Consider the following 14,341-nt stretch of genomic DNA (forward strand, 5'->3'; position numbering starts at 1 on the left):
CGACGCAACACTGAATAGCTCGGCCGTTCCACACAATGTGGGGTGACACCAATGCGCACGAGACGGCGAGAACACGAGCGAGAACGGCGCGCCCGGGAGGCGGCCGACCGGGAGGAACGACGGGACGCCGAGGCGACGGTGGCGGAGCCGCCGCGGACGGTCGACGACCTGCTCGACATACTGGCCGACGGCGACGGGCTGACGTACGAGGAGGCGGCGCTCGTCGGCGGGATCGAGGAGGGGGTTGGCGGGTTCGAGGCGGACGGCGACGCGCGGACCCGCGGCGGCTGGTGACTCGGGAGTGCCGTGCCCGCGAGGGTGAACGACCGACGACCAACGGAGCGCGACCCCGGACCGGCGGAAAGCGATCCCGGACCGCCGGGGAGCGATCCCGGATCCCCGGGGATCGACCCCGGACCGCACGGCTTTAGCCGCTCGGCCCGCCATCGACGGCTATGACCGCGCCGGACCCCAGCGACCTCTCCGTCACGATCGTCGACGGCTACGTTGACGAGCCGGCGCACTTCGGCGTGCCCCCCTACATTTCGACGTACCCACGCTTCACCGCGGGCGCGCTCGTCGACGCGGGCGTCCCCGAATCGGGAATCACCTACCATACCATCGACGAGCTGCGCGACGAGCGGCGCAAGTGGGCCGACGTCGCCGACGCCGACCTCATGATCTACGTCGGCGGGATGACCGTCCCCGGCAAGTACGTCGGGGGGACCCCCGCCGAGCCCGACGAGGTGCGCGAACTCGCGTGGACCGCCGACGGCGTCACCCTGCTGGGCGGCCCGGTTCGCTTCGGCGTCGGCGACGAGAACGCCGGCGCACAGGAGATGGAGCGCGACGACCTCGACTACGACTTCGTCGCGATGGGCGACGTGGAGGCGGCCGCCTTCGACATCGTCGAGAGCGGGCTGGAGGGGTTCGGCAACCGCATCCGCGACTACGACGAGGTGGCCCGCTGGTCGAGCATGGGCGCGTTCGTCGTCGAACAGCACCCCAACCACCCCGACTACCTCATCGTGGAGCTGGAGACCTCCCGCGGCTGCGCCTACCGCTGTTCGTTCTGCACGGAACCGCTGTACGGCGACCCCGACTTCCGTACTGCCCCCGACGTGGTGTCGGAGGTGGACGCCCTCTCGGATCACGGCGTCCGCCACTTCCGGCTCGGGCGGCAGGCCGACATTCTCGCGTTCGGCGGCGACGGCGAGGCGCCCAACCCCGACGCGCTCCGACAGCTGTACGGCGGGATCCGCGAGGTGGCCCCCGACCTCCGCACGCTCCACCTCGACAACATGAACCCCGTGACGATCACCGACTACCCGGAGGCCTCTCGCGAGGCTATCGAGGTGATCGCGCGGCACAACACCCCCGGCGACACGGCCGCATTCGGCCTCGAATCGGCCGACCCCGAGGTCCGCGAGAAGAACAACCTCCTCGTCAGCGCCGAGGAGTGTCTGGAGGCCGTCCGCGTCGTCAACGAGGCCGGCGGCTGGCGCCCGGGCGAGTCGCCCGCGGACGCGCCCAGTTTCGGTGACTCCGCCCCGCGGCGACTCCCCAAGCTCCTGCCCGGGATCAACCTCGTCCATGGACTGGAGGGCGAGACCAGCGAGACGTTCGAGCACAACAAGGCGTTCCTCGATTCCGTGATGGACGAGGGGCTGATGCTCCGGCGGGTGAACGTCCGACAGGTGATGGCGTTCGAGGGCACCGAGATGGCCGAGACCGGCGCGCGCCTCGCCCGCGAGCACAAGAAGGAGTTTCAGGCGTACAAACGCGAGGTGCGCGAGACGGTCGACCGGCCGATGCTGGAGCGCGTGATGCCCACGGGAACCGTCCTCCCGGACGTGTACCTGGAGTACCACGAGGACGGCACCACCTTCGGTCGGCAGCTCGGCACCTACCCGATCCTCGTCGGCATCCCCGGCGAGCGCGAACTGGGCCGAACCGTCGACGTGGCCGTCGTCGACTGGGGCTACCGCTCGGTGACCGGTGTCCCGTACCCGCTCGATCTCAACGGCGCCTCGATGGACGAGCTGACCGCGATCCCGGGAATCGGCAAGGGGACGGCGGGCGACCTGATCGTGAATCGCCCGTACGCGAGCGCCGCCGACGCCGCCGAGGTCGCGGGCGCCGACGTCGACCTGACGCGCTTCGCCGGGGCCGGCATCCCCGGCGTCGACGCCGATGCGGAGTACCCCGGCGCGCCGGCCCCGCGGAGCGCGGACTGATGAGCGAGTCGACGGGCACCGGCGAAGCCGGCACACACGTCGACCGCTTCTCGGTCCCCGTCGACACTCGCGCACCGGGCGGGACGACGAACGCGTACGTCATCGGGACCGACGAGACGCTGCTCGTCGACCCGGCGGCCCGCACCGACACGCTGGACACCGTCGTCCGCGAGAAGGTCGCCGACCACGTCGCCGTCACGCACGCCCATCCGGACCACGTCGGCGCGGTCGCGGCGTACGCCGCCGAGACGGACGCGACCGTCTGGGCGCGGCGGGGGTACGAGGACCGCTTCGTCGACGCGACCGGCGTCGAGCCCGACCGCACGTTCGTCGCCGGCGACCGCGTCGGCCCGGCGACGGCCGTCGAACTCCCCGGCCACGCCCCCGACGGGGTCGGCTTCGAGACCCGGAACGGCGTCGTCTGCGGCGACGTGGCCGTCGCCGAGGGGAGCGTCGTCGTCGCGGCCCCCGAGGGGGACATGCGCGCGTACCTGACGGCGCTCCGTCGCCTCCACGCCCGCGATCCGCCCGCGCTGTTTCCCGGGCACGGCCCCCGGATCGACGACCCGCAGGGCGTGTGCGCCCGTTTGATCGACCACCGGCTCGCCCGCGAGCGCGCCGTGCTCGCGGCGGTTCGTGGGGGCGCGACCGATCTGGACGAGGTGCTGGAGGCGGCCTACGAGAAGGACCTCACGGGCGTCAGGGATCTCGCTCGCGCGACGGTGCGGGCGCACGTCGAGAAGTTGGCATACGAACGGCGCGTGCGCTGGGAGGCGTCGACGGGGACGGTCGAAGCCGCCGGCGAGTGAGCGTCGCCGTGGGGCCGTGGTTGTCTGCTTAGCGGGCGTCGTCGAGCGCGACGAGGCAGTCGGCGTTGACCGAGAGCCACGTCGTCACGAGCTCCACATCGTCGGCGTCCTCGGGGTACAGCGTACACCGGTCCGGCTCGCCGTCGTGGCGAACCACCGCCGCTCGAAGGCCCGAAGGGGCCGAAAAGCGGGGGTCGGGCGTGCGCACGTCCTCGGGTGACCGGTCGGATGTGGCCGACATACTCGTGTCAAAACAACGAAACTACTTAAATCTCGCTAAGACAGGTCCGGGCCGATACCGAGCACTCCGGAGAGATGGAGATCGGACGGATCCCGACGGGGCGCCCGACGACGTTTTGTTCGCGAGGGGCCCACGACCAGGCGTGCAGCCGCTAGAGGACGAACTGGAGCGCGCGCGGGCCCTCGACGTGGGCGAGTTGGCCGACGCCGTCGAGGCGATCGGCTTCGAGTGCACGCGCTGTGGTGCCTGCTGCAAGAGCGAGGCGGACGATCCCCACACCGCGACCGTGTTCCCCGACGAGGTGCGGCGGCTCCAAGCCGCAACCGCCGCGGACGCGTCCGACGGCGACGGTAGCGACGGCGACGGCGACGCCCGCGACTGGCGCGACGTGGCCCGTCCGATGCCGTACGGACTGACCGAGGGCGACGACGGCCCGGAGGGGGAGACGTTCGAGTGGGCCCTCCAGACCGACTCCTGCGGCGACTGCGTGTTTTACCGTGAGGACGATGACGGCGTCGGCGCCTGCGGCGTCCACGCCGACCGGCCGCTCATCTGCGAGACGTACCCGTTCTCGGTCGACCTCGGCGGGACGAGCCAGCCGATGGGAGAAGTGGTCGACAGCGTCGCGCTGGGAGCACAACGGGAAGCCGGTGAAGCCGGCGACGCCGACGGGAGTGTCCGCGCCCACGAGTGTGAGGGACTCGGCCGCGACATCGACCGCGCGGACGCCGAGTCGCTGGCGGCCGCGCTGAAGGAGCGGGCGGTTCGCGAACTGGAGGAGGCGATCGGCGTCCGCGACGCCTACGAGCCTGTGTCCACGGGTCCGGGGGAAGTCGTCGTCCACGACTCGGAGGGAGCCAAGCGACCGGACGGAAGCCGGCTCGACGAGGGACGCGACTGATGAGGGAACCGTAGCGCGACCGGCGGCGGGACCGATTCACTCCGCGACCGGACACGGGGATCGGGTCGCTCCCGTGCGGCGGTAGGTATATGTCACATCGCCCGAACGTGCCGGTGGAGGGATATATCCGTGGAAATCTCCGACGAACTCATCTGTCTGTTCAGCGCGGACGTCCGCGAGAAGGGCGACCGATACACGATCGAGATCCCGAAGCGCGAGGTCGACGCCGGGTCGGTGGTCCCCGGCGGCGTGTACCGCGTGGCGCTCATCGAGCGCGACGGGGCCGACGCCGGCGGCGACGACGCCGACGCGACGGAGTCGACCGCGACCATTGACGGTCCGCAACCGCCGGTCGAGCGCGGCGAGATCCGGTACGTCGAGATAGAGGACCTCGGGAAGCAGGGCGACGGGATCGCCCGCGTCGAGCGCGGGTACGTGATCATCGTCCCCGACACCGAGGTCGGCGAGCGCGTGAAGATCGAGATCGCCGAAGTGAAGTCCAACTTCGCCGTCGGCGAAGTCATCGACGAAGACGACGACTGACGACGCCGCCGGTCGGTTTTCAAGCCAACCGACGAGCGGCCGCGTCGCCGGCGCGGCCGTGGTTGATTGTCCCGTTACCGTCGTCTGTAGACGGTTCCGGCGATGACCGCCAGCGACCCGACGAGCGCGGCGAGCGCGTACTCGGGCGTGTCGATGTCGCCGCCGAGCCCCTGGCGTTCGACGGTGACGCTCATCGGCTCGGAGGCGTCGTAGCGGTGCGCGTAGCCGTCGCCGTACACGACCACCTGTAGCCCGTGGTCCCCGGGCGTGCTCGCGTCGACCGACTGCGTGACCGAGACCGTCTCGCCGGGCGCCAGCGACTGTTTCCGTAGCTCGTAGGAGTTCGTCTCGTTGGCGGGACTCACGACGTTGAGGACGACGATCGCCGTCGTACGCTCCTCGCCGGTGTTCTCGACGGTCACCGACAGCTCCGTCGACTCCCCGGCGGTCAGCGTCTCCCCGTCGAGCGTCGCCTCGGTGAGACACACCTGCTGGGCTCCGTTCGACTGACACGACGCCGCCTGGGCGCCGACCGTTCCCCCGACGGCCGGCCCCACGAGCAACCCCGCGATGATCAGTACGACTGCGCCGCGAACGACCGCGTTCCGCGCTCCCATACCCGCACTCGGTCCGGGACCCGACCTAAACCCTCGCCCGCGGCTATCGAAGTTGAAACCGTGCCGGCACGGACGGCGGGGTCACCTCACCTGACGACCGTTACCGGCATCGGGGCGTTGCGGACGACGGCCTCCGCGACGCTGCCGAGCACGATCCGCGAGATCCCGCTGCGACCGTGGCTCCCCACCACGATGTGGTCGGCGTCGTGGTCGCTCGCGTACCTCACGATGGCGGCTGCGGGCTTGCCGACGGTCGTCCCGGTCTCGACTGAGCCGTCGACGTCGAGCGACTCGACGGCGTCCGCGAGCAACCCCTCGGCCTCGGACTTTCGGCGCTCGTACCACTGCTCGGCGCCGCTGGGGATCCCCGCGCCCGCCGCGTGTCCTGCCTCCGCCGGGTCGATAACGGTCACCAAGAACAGGTCGGCGTCGCCCCACTCGTCCGCCGCGAACGAGAGGGCGGCGCTCGCCTGCTCGGAATCGTCCACGCCGATCACGATGCGTTCGGTCATAGCTGAACGATCCCCACACGACGAGAAAAAGGTCCTCCCGGCGCCGACGGAATCGACGGTCGAACGGAGGGTACACGCGGTGCCCGCGGCGAACCGCCATCCGCGGTCTCGCCGGCGATCACTCCCCGTGGCGAGTGAGACAGATCGGCAGCCCCGTCACCTCGACCGGCTCGGAGTTGTCCGGGGAGTAGACGACCTGCTGGCCCTTCTCCATGTACGGGACCTTCTTCGCGAGCGACGGCGGGATGTTGACCGAGGAGATCGCCTCCTCGTCGCCGAGGTTGAGCACGAGCCGGGTGTTCACCTGCTTGAACACGGGGTCGGCGATGTCCTGCGGGTCCTGCGTGACGAGGAACAGCCCGAGCCGCTCCTTGCGCCCCTGCTTGGCCGCCTCGGTGAACGTGTTGACCACCTGCCGCGCCTGGACGTTGTCGGCGCCCGAGAGGAAGTTGTGCGCCTCGTCCATGCCGAGCACGAGCGGCGTCTCGTCGATACGGGCGCTTCGCGGCGAGTTCGAGAGCTTGTCGTCGACGAGCATCGCCGACACCGCGAGCACGAACATCTCCTTGGCGCGCGCCGACGAGAGGTGATACGTGGGCACGACCGTCAGCCCGCCGGGGCGCACGAGCGTCGTGTCCAGCTCCGTGATCGGCTTGGCGTCCTGATCGAACACGCCGGAGGGAACGCCCCGCACGCGCCGCTTCACCGCGTCGAACGTCGCCTCGTGGACGCGGCCGGTCTCGTCGAGCTCCTCCTTCAGCGCCGGGTCGTCGAGGAAGTTCAGGAACTGCTGATACGTGCCGCCGTCGTAGTTGCGGAAGAACCGGTTGAGGAGCGTGAGCAGCGCGGGGTACTGGTTCTCGTTGAGCGAGGCGCCGGCGACGAGCCACGGCATGTCGTACTCGTCGACGACCGAGAACGGGATCGTGAACTCCACCTGCTCGGCGCGGTGTCCCCTGCCCGGGTAGCTGACGCCGGCCTCCTTCGGCACGAGCGCGACGGTGTCGTCGTGGCCGCCGTAGGCGACGCGCTCGCGCTCCAGCCGCCGCGCCCACTCGTCATCGAGCGCGGGGTTGTCGTCGTGCATCTGGGCGTACTCGTCCTGCGGGTCGAACATCACGACCGCCGCGCGCGCGTCGCGCCCGTCGTCGGTCTCGTAGGTGCGGCCGAGGTACTGCCGGAGGACGTTCTTCGCGCCGTGGGTCTTCCCCGAGCCCGTGCCGCCGGCGACGAGCGTGTGCCGGAACACCAGCGGGTCGCCGTCCGCGTAGTCGTCCTTCAGCCGGTAGTCGACCGTCGGCGGCTCGGCCGCGGTTCGGACCTTCTCCCCGCCGACCGAGAGGTGGCCCAGGAAGACGCCCTCCTCCGGGATCGCGAGCCCGGTTTTGATCTGTTCGGCGTCGCGGGCCTGCCGGACGAGCGCGCCCGGCTTGGGCACGCGGTCGACCATCCGGCGTTTGAGTTCATCGCCGTCGCCGGACTGCGTCCGGCTTTCCGAGGCGCTTCGCGCCTCGCCGTCGGTAAACAACACCGCGACCGGTGACAGCTCTGCGATGTACTTGTAGTCGGCCTCGGTGAAGTCGCCGGGGCCCGTCCGCATCCGCCGGCGCGCGGTCAGCTCCGTCGCGTCGTCGGTGCGGAACTCCTGGTCGTATTCGAGCGCCGTGATCCGGCAGAACAGCTGCTCTCCGTCGGGGTACGGGACGAGCAGATATTTCCCGATCCTGACGTCCTCGCGGTTGCCGGCGGTGACGAACGCCTTCAGGCTCGTCTCGTCGTCGTCCTCGGCCACGCGCAGCCCCTGTGCGACCGAGATCGTCCCGAGGCCGTCGGCGGTGGCCGCCTCGGCGGCGTCCATGGCGTACTGGGCGAACCCGGAATCCGGGTCGGCCGTCGCGTCCGGGCCAGTTCCGGCGCCCGCCTCGGCGTCCGTACTCGCCTCGCTGTCGCTGCCGGCGGTCGAGTCGGCGCCGTCCCTGCTCACCTCGGCGTCGTCGCCGGCGGTCACGTCGGCCCCGTCGGCTTCCCTGTCCCCGCCGCTCGACTCGTCGAATCGCCCGGGGTCCTCGAAGTCGCCGAGGTTCGGCTCTCCGGCGTCGGTCATGTCACGCCCTGTGGCGCGCGGGGTGAAAACCGTATCCGTCGCCAGACGCGTTCGGGCGCCTCGCCCGATGCGACCGGTTCCATTGCTCGGTGTGACCGGTCACGTTACCCGATGCGACCGCTTTTCCGACTCGGCCGGCTACCTGCGGATATGTTACTGGTCCGCGGGAGCGGCGGCGGTACGGCGCTCACCGGCACGATCTACGAGCGTGGCGAGGAGGCGCCGTCGTTCAAGGGCGCGCCCGACGAGGACGCGCCGTACGTGTGGGTGTGCGACGCGTTCTACCAAGTCGAGTCCGGCGGCTCGGAGCTGATCGTCGACGGCGAGCCCATCCGCGTCGCCTTCGAGTCGCCGGCGCCCCGCGGCTTCGACACCCGCGATCAGGCGGTCGCCGCCGCCGAGGAACACGTCCGCACGCAGTTCGCCCGCGTCGGCGTCCCCGAGCGCGACGTGGAGGTCGAAGTCGAGAAGGCGGAGCCGTAGCGCGGATCGGATCTCACGACTCGCCGGTTCAGTGGACGGCTCGGCACGGGGACCTCGCCGTCGTGATCCGAGCCGTTCACCGTCGCGGTCTCATGGTTCGAGAGACGGCTCCGCCGTCTCTCGTCATTACCAGACGCCGCCGGCGTCTGGTCAGTAGTCGGATTCCACCGGAATCCGACGACATCACGAAAGACGGCAAAGCCGCTTTCGAACGACTTCGTTCGACCGCGCACCTCACGGCTCGCCGTCCCCCCACCGGACGTCGTCATACGTCCGTAGGTGCTCCGCGCCGAAGCGTTCCTCGAACTTCCGCCGCAGCGCCTCCGTCTCGCCGACGCCGATCCGCGCCAGCTCGTCGGCCTTCGCCACGGGCGTCGGCGGCCCGGCCTCGGCGGCGACTTCCGAGACGACCTGCCGGGTGAGCCGCTCGCGTGTCTCCGGGTCGCCGGTGAACGCCGCCGGCGCCTCAACCTTGAACAGCACGTCCTCGCGGGGCTCGTACACGTGCATGTACGTCACCTCGTACCCCTCGGGCGCCGCGGCGCGTTCGACGCCGAGCGCGTCGCCGTCGCTCGCCAGCGGCGCGTCCGAGCCGCCCCGGGATCGCAGCCACGAGGTGAACGTGATCGCGTCGTCCGCGCGGTCGCCGTCCGGACGCCGCTCCAGCAGCCGGGTGAACAGCGCGGCGTCGTCGGGCCACGGCGCCTCGACCCCCTTTCGGTCGAGCGTCCGGGTGATGTACCCCGAGGTGGGGTTCTTCACGAAGCCCACCACGGGCACGCCGCGCTCGATGCACGACTCCACGAGCCGGACGTACGTCCGGACGGCCTCCCGAACCGTCTCGCCGTGGGCGACCTCGCGAAGCTCGCTGTCGCGGGTCGCCCAGTTCAGCAGCCGCTTGGGGTACAGCGGCCCGTCGAGCACGAGGAGGTCCGACACCTCGCCGCGTTCGAGGTGCTTGCGGGCGTGGTGCCCCTCCGCCAGCGACAGGGCGAGTTCGTGGACCATCTCGTCGGCGAACCGGCGACTCCGGGGCACCTTCAGCACGCGACGCTCGGAGTTGCCGTCGTCGTAGGGCATCCAGCCGTCGGGCACGTCGGGGAAGAACACCGTCGCGTCGTTGGCGTGGACGGTGACGACGATCGAGCGCGCGCCGTGGAGGTCGAGATCCGTGGGCTCGGCGCCCATCGCCGCCTGCGCCACGTCGACCACGAGGCCGTTCTTGAACGACGTGGGGTTCAGCGTCCCGGAGTCGACGCCGTGGCTCGTCTCGAACGGCCGGTCCGCGAGCGCGGCGTCCTCGACGGGCGTTTGTCGAAGTTCGTGGCCGCCGAGCGCCTCCAGCACCACCCGGCCGTCGTCGTTCAGCGGGTCGAGCCACTCCGCCCACGCCGTGCTCGCGAGGCCGTCGTGGTCGGCGTCATCGACCCCGTCGGCGATGGCCGAGGCGAGGTACGCGATGGTGTCGACGTGTACGGGGTCCAGCGTCACGGCCGAACGCGGGCGCCGGCGGCGCAAAAGCAGTGCGGTCGCCGTCGTGGAGGAACCGTGTCGACAGATCCACCGCCGTCGCTGTCTTCATACGCTCCCGTGTCCATCTCCCGCACGTGATACGCGCGGTCGGATTCGACCTCGACGACACGCTCGCCGTCCCCGAGCGCTCACGGACGCGGCTGCTCGCGGACGCGCTCGACGCCGGCGGCGCCACGGAGTTGACCGGCGCCGTCGACCGGGCGGCGTACCTCGACGCCCACGCCAACCACCGGACGGCGGACAGCAGAGTCCCCGTCTTCGCGGAGCTGCTCGACCCCCACGACGTCGAGGCGGACCCCGTCGACCTCGCGGACGCCTACCGCGAGGCGGTGACGACCGCCCTCGTCCCGGTGCCCGGCGTTCGCGACCTCGTCGCCGACCTGCGCGAGACGTACCGCGTCAGCCTGCTCACCAACGGCCCGGTGCGCGCGCAGTCGGCGAAGCTCGACTACCTCGACTGGTGGGACGCGTTCGACACCGTCCACATCTCCGGCGACCTCCCGGCCGGAAAGCCCGACGAGCGCGCGTTCGCGGCGCTGCTCGACGGGCTCGGAAGCGACCCGGAGGAGACGGCGTTCGTCGGCGATCACCCGGTCGAGGACGTACGAGGCGCCGCCGCGGCGGGACTGCGGACCGTCCACGTCCTCGGCGAGGGGGACGATCCGGCGCCGGAGGCGGACGCGACGGTCGCGCGCGACCGACTGGCCGCGGAGCTTCCGGGGATCCTTCGGGAGTTGTAACCCGGCGAGGACGCTGCTGTCGCCGCTTGTCCGGTCGCCGGTGTTACTCCGCGTCGGCGTTCACGACCGCACGAAACGCCGGCAGCACCCGCTTCACCTGCGCGCCGTCCTCGACGAAGACGACGGTCCGCGGCGGCGTGACCGCCTTCGGGCGGACGCGCACGCCGGCGTCCTCGGCGGCCTCGGCCGCGGTATCGGGCGCGGCGACGAACTCGACGCGCGCGCGGTCCGGGTGAACGAACACCTCCGCGATCGGGCGCTCGAAGCCCGACCCTTCTCCGACATCGACTCGGACGCGGTACGCGAGCGCGCCCTGCGTCGTCGGCTCCACCTCGGTATCCGCGTCGCTCACGCCCACCTCCGCGAGGATGTCGCGGTCGCCGACGAGTTCGGAGGCAAGCAGTTGCGCGATACGGACCCCGTCGGTCGTTCGGTCGGTGACCATCACGTCCCCCCCGTTGCGGCGTCGTCGCCGGCGGCGTCTCCTCCGTCGGGCCCGGAGTCGTCGCCGACAAGCAACTCCTTGCGTGCCGCGTCGGCGACGGCCTCTACGTCGACGCCGCGCTCACGCGCGACAAGTACCGCAGCCGTCTCCAGGGTCACGCCGATCTCGCGCTGTCGGCGGTTCGCGGCGGCGACGGCGTCGCGCTTCTCCATCCCGTCGGCGACGATCGCGTCGAGCGCCCGCTCGAACGTCGACTGTTCCCGGAGGATCGACTCGTCGGGAACGAAGTCGGCGGGGACGTGTACCTCGGCGGGGTCGAACGCCGCCACGAGGTCGCCGTCGTCCTCGGCGAGCAACCCCCTCGCCGTCGCGATGTCGACGAGGCGCTTCGCCTGGTCGGGGGAGAACCAGTCGCGGTCGAGCGAGAGCGCGACGACGAACTCCCCCTCGCCCATCCGATCCGTGCCCGCGCCGCGAAACGGCGCGGCGACGGCGGCCTCCAGCGTCATACCCGTCGGTTCGCCGCCTGCACCAAAAGCCGCTCGTTGCGCGACGCTCGCGCGAGTGAGGGGAAGCGGAACGCGGCGAAAACACGGGGAAACAAGCCCGGTGGGAACCGGAGACTGTCCCGATTACGCGAACGCGAGCGAGTCGTCGGCGTCGGTTCCCTCGGCCTGAGAGGTCTTCTCCCAGGCGCTGCGGAAGTCCGCCATCGTGATCTCGGTGCGGTCCTCGCGGATCGCGAACATGCCGGCCTCGGTGCAGACGGCCTTCACGTCCGCGCCGGAGGCGCCCTCGGTGAGCTCCGCCAGCTCCGCGAACTCAACGTCGTCGGCGACGTTCATATCGCGGGTGTGGATCTTGAAGATGAGCTCGCGGCCCTCGGCCTCCGGCTTGGGAACCTCGATGAGCCGGTCGAAGCGGCCCGGACGGAGGATCGCGGGGTCGAGCATGTCGAAGCGGTTCGTCGCCGCGATGATGCGGATCTCCCCGCGCTCGTCGAAGCCGTCCATCTCCGCGAGCAGCTGCATCATCGTGCGCTGGACCTCGGCGTCGCCGGAGGTCTTCGAGTCCGTCCGCTTGGAGGCGATGGCGTCGATCTCGTCGATGAAGATGACCGCGGGCTCGTTCTCGCGAGCGACCTCGAACAGGTCGCGCACGAGCTTCGCCCCCTCACCGATGAACTTGTGGACCAGTTCCGAGCCGGCCATCTTGATGAACGTCGCGTCGGTCTGGTTCGCGACCGCCTTCGCGAGCATCGTCTTGCCGGTGCCCGGCGGGCCGTGCAGGAGCACACCGCTGGGCGGAGTGATCCCGACCTCGGTGAACATCTCGGGGCTCTTCAGCGGCATCTCGACGGTCTCGCGCACCTCGTTCATCTGCTCGTCGAGCCCGCCGATGTCCTCGTAGGTGACCTCCGGCGAATGCTCGACCTGCATGACGCGGGCGCGCACGTCCGTCTCCTTCTCCAGCTTCTTCACCACGGAGAGGGAGTTGTTGACGGCGACGCGGTCGTCGGGATCGAGGTCCTCGCGCATCTCGTCGGTGACCTCGGTCAGCGCCTCCTGATTGTTGCCGTGCTGTTTGATCACCACGCCGTCCCCGGTCAGTTCCTGTACCGTCGCGACGAACAGCGGCGACTGCTTGAGCTTCTTGTTCTCGTGGGTAAGCCGCTCGAGCTTCTGCTGGTACTTGTTGTTCTCCGCGTTCGCATCCAGGAGCTTGTCGCGCATCTCCTCGTTTTGCCCCTCGAGAACCTCGAGGCGCTCCTGGAGGGCCTCGATCTTCTCCTGCTGCGACGCCGCCTCGTCCTCATAGGGGAGGTCGACGTCGTCAACGGTGTCAGTCATCGGCGAGACTAGGGCGGTGAGTACTAAGAGACTTCGGGTCGGGGTGAGGACCGTGGGAATCGGATGTTCTAGAATAATATCTCGAATAGAAACTATTAACAGTCGGTATCGCGTGGATCGAGACAGCATGAGCGCATCCGACGCCGAGGCCGTCGTCGACGACGCCTCGATCGACCGCTGGGAACGCGTTCGCGACCTGCCGCCGAGCGCGAAGCTGGTTGCGAAGGTACTGGAGTACGAGGACACGCTGAGCCAGAGCGATCTCGCCGAGGAGACGCTGCTCCCGCCACGGACCGTCCGCTACGCGCTGACTCGCCTGGAGGAGGTCGACGCCGTCGAGTCGCGGTTCTCCTTCACCGACGCGCGCAAGCGGCTCTACTCGCTGAACTTGTAGGCACTCCCCGCTGGATCTGTTGGCCGCCCGCGCACGGGTCGTCTCGTCCGTTCACCGCGTCGACTGCTCCGCCACGTCTACGTCGTGGAGCAGTTCGGCGAGTATCTCGATGCCATCGACCAGCCGCGAGCTCGGCTGGTTCAACAGCGAGTCGTCGATCACGTGAACCGCGGGATCGATATCCCACCCGCGGTCGGCGAGCGGCTCGGACTCGGGTTCGCGGTCCGCGCCACACCAGTGGAGCACCGCGTGATCCGGATCCGCGCGCTCGATCGCCGCGGCGTCGACCTCCCGCGAGCGCTCGCCAGCCGGGACGAACGGGCAGCGTCCGCCGGCGGCGGAAACGGCGTCCGGGACCCAGTTCCCGGCGGCCATCGGGGGCTCACCCCACTCCTCCGCGTAGACCACCGGGCGCTCCGCCGAGTCTTGAGGCACCGCCGCCCGGACCCGATCGACACGGTCCCGCAGGTCGCTCGCCAGCCGCTCGCCCGCGTCCCCGCGTCCGATCGACGCTCCGACGTCCGCGACAGACGCGAACACGTCGGCGAGCCGCGTCGGCTCGGCGTGAACGACCTCGAGCCCCCGATCCCGCAGTGCGGTCGCCGTCTCCCGCTGCAAGGGATCGCACGTCAACACGACCGTCGGTTCCAGCCCCTCGACGGCATCGAGGTCGGGGTTCGGCCAGCCGCCGACGACCGGCGGCCGCGAGCCCGAGTCCCACGGCTCACACGCGTGCGTCACCCCTACGAGCGCCTCGGTCGCATCCAGCGCCGCGACCGTCGCCGTCGCACTCGGCGCCAACGAGACGACGCGCTCGGTCACCATCGCGGAACGTTCACCATCGATAGGGCGTGAGACACACTCACATAAATACCTCCCGTCGTACGGTTTTACGATCACGTGACGGCGTAGCACTGCCGTCGTGACACCGT

The 14,341-nt window shown here is 70.3% G+C and carries 17 protein-coding genes; 8 read left to right on the top strand and 9 right to left on the bottom strand.

What is annotated here, in order from left to right; all coding sequences use genetic code 11:
* Window positions 1-51 precede the first annotated feature (51 nt).
* The 3 genes from ABJD39_RS02775 (at window position 52) to ABJD39_RS02785 (ending at window position 3,046) form a co-directional block, all read left to right on the top strand.
* Window positions 52-294, top strand: a complete 243-nt coding sequence (locus ABJD39_RS02775; protein WP_348611843.1) for a hypothetical protein — start codon at window positions 52-54, stop codon at window positions 292-294.
* A 161-nt stretch (window positions 295-455) separates the two neighbouring features.
* Complete coding sequence (locus ABJD39_RS02780) at window positions 456-2,237, top strand: radical SAM protein (protein ID WP_348611846.1); 1,782 nt, start codon at window positions 456-458, stop codon at window positions 2,235-2,237.
* Window positions 2,237-3,046: an MBL fold metallo-hydrolase gene (locus tag ABJD39_RS02785; protein WP_348611849.1), complete on the top strand. Its 810-nt coding sequence runs from the start codon at window positions 2,237-2,239 to the stop codon at window positions 3,044-3,046. The genes ABJD39_RS02780 and ABJD39_RS02785 overlap by 1 nt, the downstream gene beginning before the upstream one ends.
* 28 nt (window positions 3,047-3,074) lie before the next feature.
* Here the strand turns inward: ABJD39_RS02785 and ABJD39_RS02790 are convergent, their stop codons facing one another.
* Complete coding sequence (locus ABJD39_RS02790; protein WP_348611852.1) at window positions 3,075-3,287, bottom strand: DUF7511 domain-containing protein; 213 nt, start codon at window positions 3,285-3,287, stop codon at window positions 3,075-3,077.
* A 142-nt stretch (window positions 3,288-3,429) separates the two neighbouring features.
* On the opposite strand from ABJD39_RS02790, the gene ABJD39_RS02795 reads away from it, so the two are divergent.
* Window positions 3,430-4,188 carry a YkgJ family cysteine cluster protein gene (locus ABJD39_RS02795; RefSeq protein WP_348611855.1) on the top strand — a complete coding sequence of 253 codons (759 nt, stop codon included), beginning with the start codon at window positions 3,430-3,432 and terminating at the stop codon, window positions 4,186-4,188.
* A 129-nt stretch (window positions 4,189-4,317) separates the two neighbouring features.
* Entirely contained in the window at window positions 4,318-4,731 is a 414-nt protein-coding gene (locus ABJD39_RS02800; RefSeq protein WP_348611858.1) for a TRAM domain-containing protein, read from the top strand.
* Between the two features lie 74 nt (window positions 4,732-4,805).
* Here ABJD39_RS02800 and ABJD39_RS02805 read toward each other — a convergent pair whose 3' ends face one another.
* The 3 genes from ABJD39_RS02805 to ABJD39_RS02815 all read right to left on the bottom strand — a co-directional run bounded on the left by ABJD39_RS02805 (window position 4,806) and on the right by ABJD39_RS02815 (window position 7,964).
* Window positions 4,806-5,348, bottom strand: a complete 543-nt coding sequence (locus ABJD39_RS02805) for a CARDB domain-containing protein (protein WP_348611861.1) — start codon at window positions 5,346-5,348, stop codon at window positions 4,806-4,808.
* 86 nt (window positions 5,349-5,434) lie between these two features.
* Complete coding sequence (locus tag ABJD39_RS02810) at window positions 5,435-5,860, bottom strand: universal stress protein (protein ID WP_348611864.1); 426 nt, start codon at window positions 5,858-5,860, stop codon at window positions 5,435-5,437.
* Between the two features lie 118 nt (window positions 5,861-5,978).
* A complete protein-coding gene (locus ABJD39_RS02815; RefSeq protein WP_348611867.1) occupies window positions 5,979-7,964 on the bottom strand; it encodes an ATP-binding protein in 1,986 nt (661 codons plus the stop codon).
* Between the two features lie 150 nt (window positions 7,965-8,114).
* Between ABJD39_RS02815 and ABJD39_RS02820 the strand changes: the two genes are divergently transcribed.
* Window positions 8,115-8,447 (top strand): DUF7113 family protein, encoded by a 333-nt coding sequence (locus ABJD39_RS02820; protein ID WP_348611870.1) that lies wholly within the window; start codon window positions 8,115-8,117, stop codon window positions 8,445-8,447.
* Between the two features lie 234 nt (window positions 8,448-8,681).
* On the opposite strand, the gene ABJD39_RS02825 is transcribed toward ABJD39_RS02820, so the two are convergent.
* Window positions 8,682-9,938, bottom strand: a complete 1,257-nt coding sequence (locus ABJD39_RS02825) for a DNA double-strand break repair nuclease NurA (protein ID WP_348611872.1) — start codon at window positions 9,936-9,938, stop codon at window positions 8,682-8,684.
* A 116-nt stretch (window positions 9,939-10,054) separates the two neighbouring features.
* Here ABJD39_RS02825 and ABJD39_RS02830 point away from each other — a divergent pair, with 116 nt between their 5' ends.
* Complete coding sequence (locus ABJD39_RS02830) at window positions 10,055-10,720, top strand: HAD family hydrolase (protein WP_348611874.1); 666 nt, start codon at window positions 10,055-10,057, stop codon at window positions 10,718-10,720.
* 43 nt (window positions 10,721-10,763) lie between these two features.
* Here ABJD39_RS02830 and ABJD39_RS02835 read toward each other — a convergent pair whose 3' ends face one another.
* From ABJD39_RS02835 to pan1, 3 genes are all read right to left on the bottom strand, one after another.
* The gene (locus ABJD39_RS02835) at window positions 10,764-11,165 is read right to left on the bottom strand and encodes a hypothetical protein (protein WP_348611877.1); all 402 of its coding nucleotides are present in this window, start codon (window positions 11,163-11,165) and stop codon (window positions 10,764-10,766) included.
* Window positions 11,165-11,674 (bottom strand): DUF2240 family protein, encoded by a 510-nt coding sequence (locus ABJD39_RS02840; RefSeq protein ID WP_348611879.1) that lies wholly within the window; start codon window positions 11,672-11,674, stop codon window positions 11,165-11,167. Before ABJD39_RS02840 ends, ABJD39_RS02835 begins: the two co-directional genes overlap by 1 nt.
* A gap of 123 nt (window positions 11,675-11,797) precedes the next feature.
* On the bottom strand, window positions 11,798-13,015 hold the full coding sequence (gene pan1, locus ABJD39_RS02845) for a proteasome-activating nucleotidase Pan1 (protein WP_348611882.1): 1,218 nt from the start codon (window positions 13,013-13,015) through the stop codon (window positions 11,798-11,800).
* A 127-nt stretch (window positions 13,016-13,142) separates the two neighbouring features.
* On the opposite strand from pan1, the gene ABJD39_RS02850 reads away from it, so the two are divergent.
* Window positions 13,143-13,409, top strand: a complete 267-nt coding sequence (locus ABJD39_RS02850; RefSeq protein WP_348611885.1) for a MarR family transcriptional regulator — start codon at window positions 13,143-13,145, stop codon at window positions 13,407-13,409.
* 51 nt (window positions 13,410-13,460) lie between these two features.
* Here ABJD39_RS02850 and ABJD39_RS02855 read toward each other — a convergent pair whose 3' ends face one another.
* On the bottom strand, window positions 13,461-14,234 hold the full coding sequence (locus tag ABJD39_RS02855; protein ID WP_348611888.1) for a helical backbone metal receptor: 774 nt from the start codon (window positions 14,232-14,234) through the stop codon (window positions 13,461-13,463).
* Window positions 14,235-14,341: the final 107 nt, after the last annotated feature.

It is taken from the genome of Halobaculum rarum (assembly GCF_040025155.1).
GTDB lineage: Archaea > Halobacteriota > Halobacteria > Halobacteriales > Haloferacaceae > Halobaculum > Halobaculum rarum.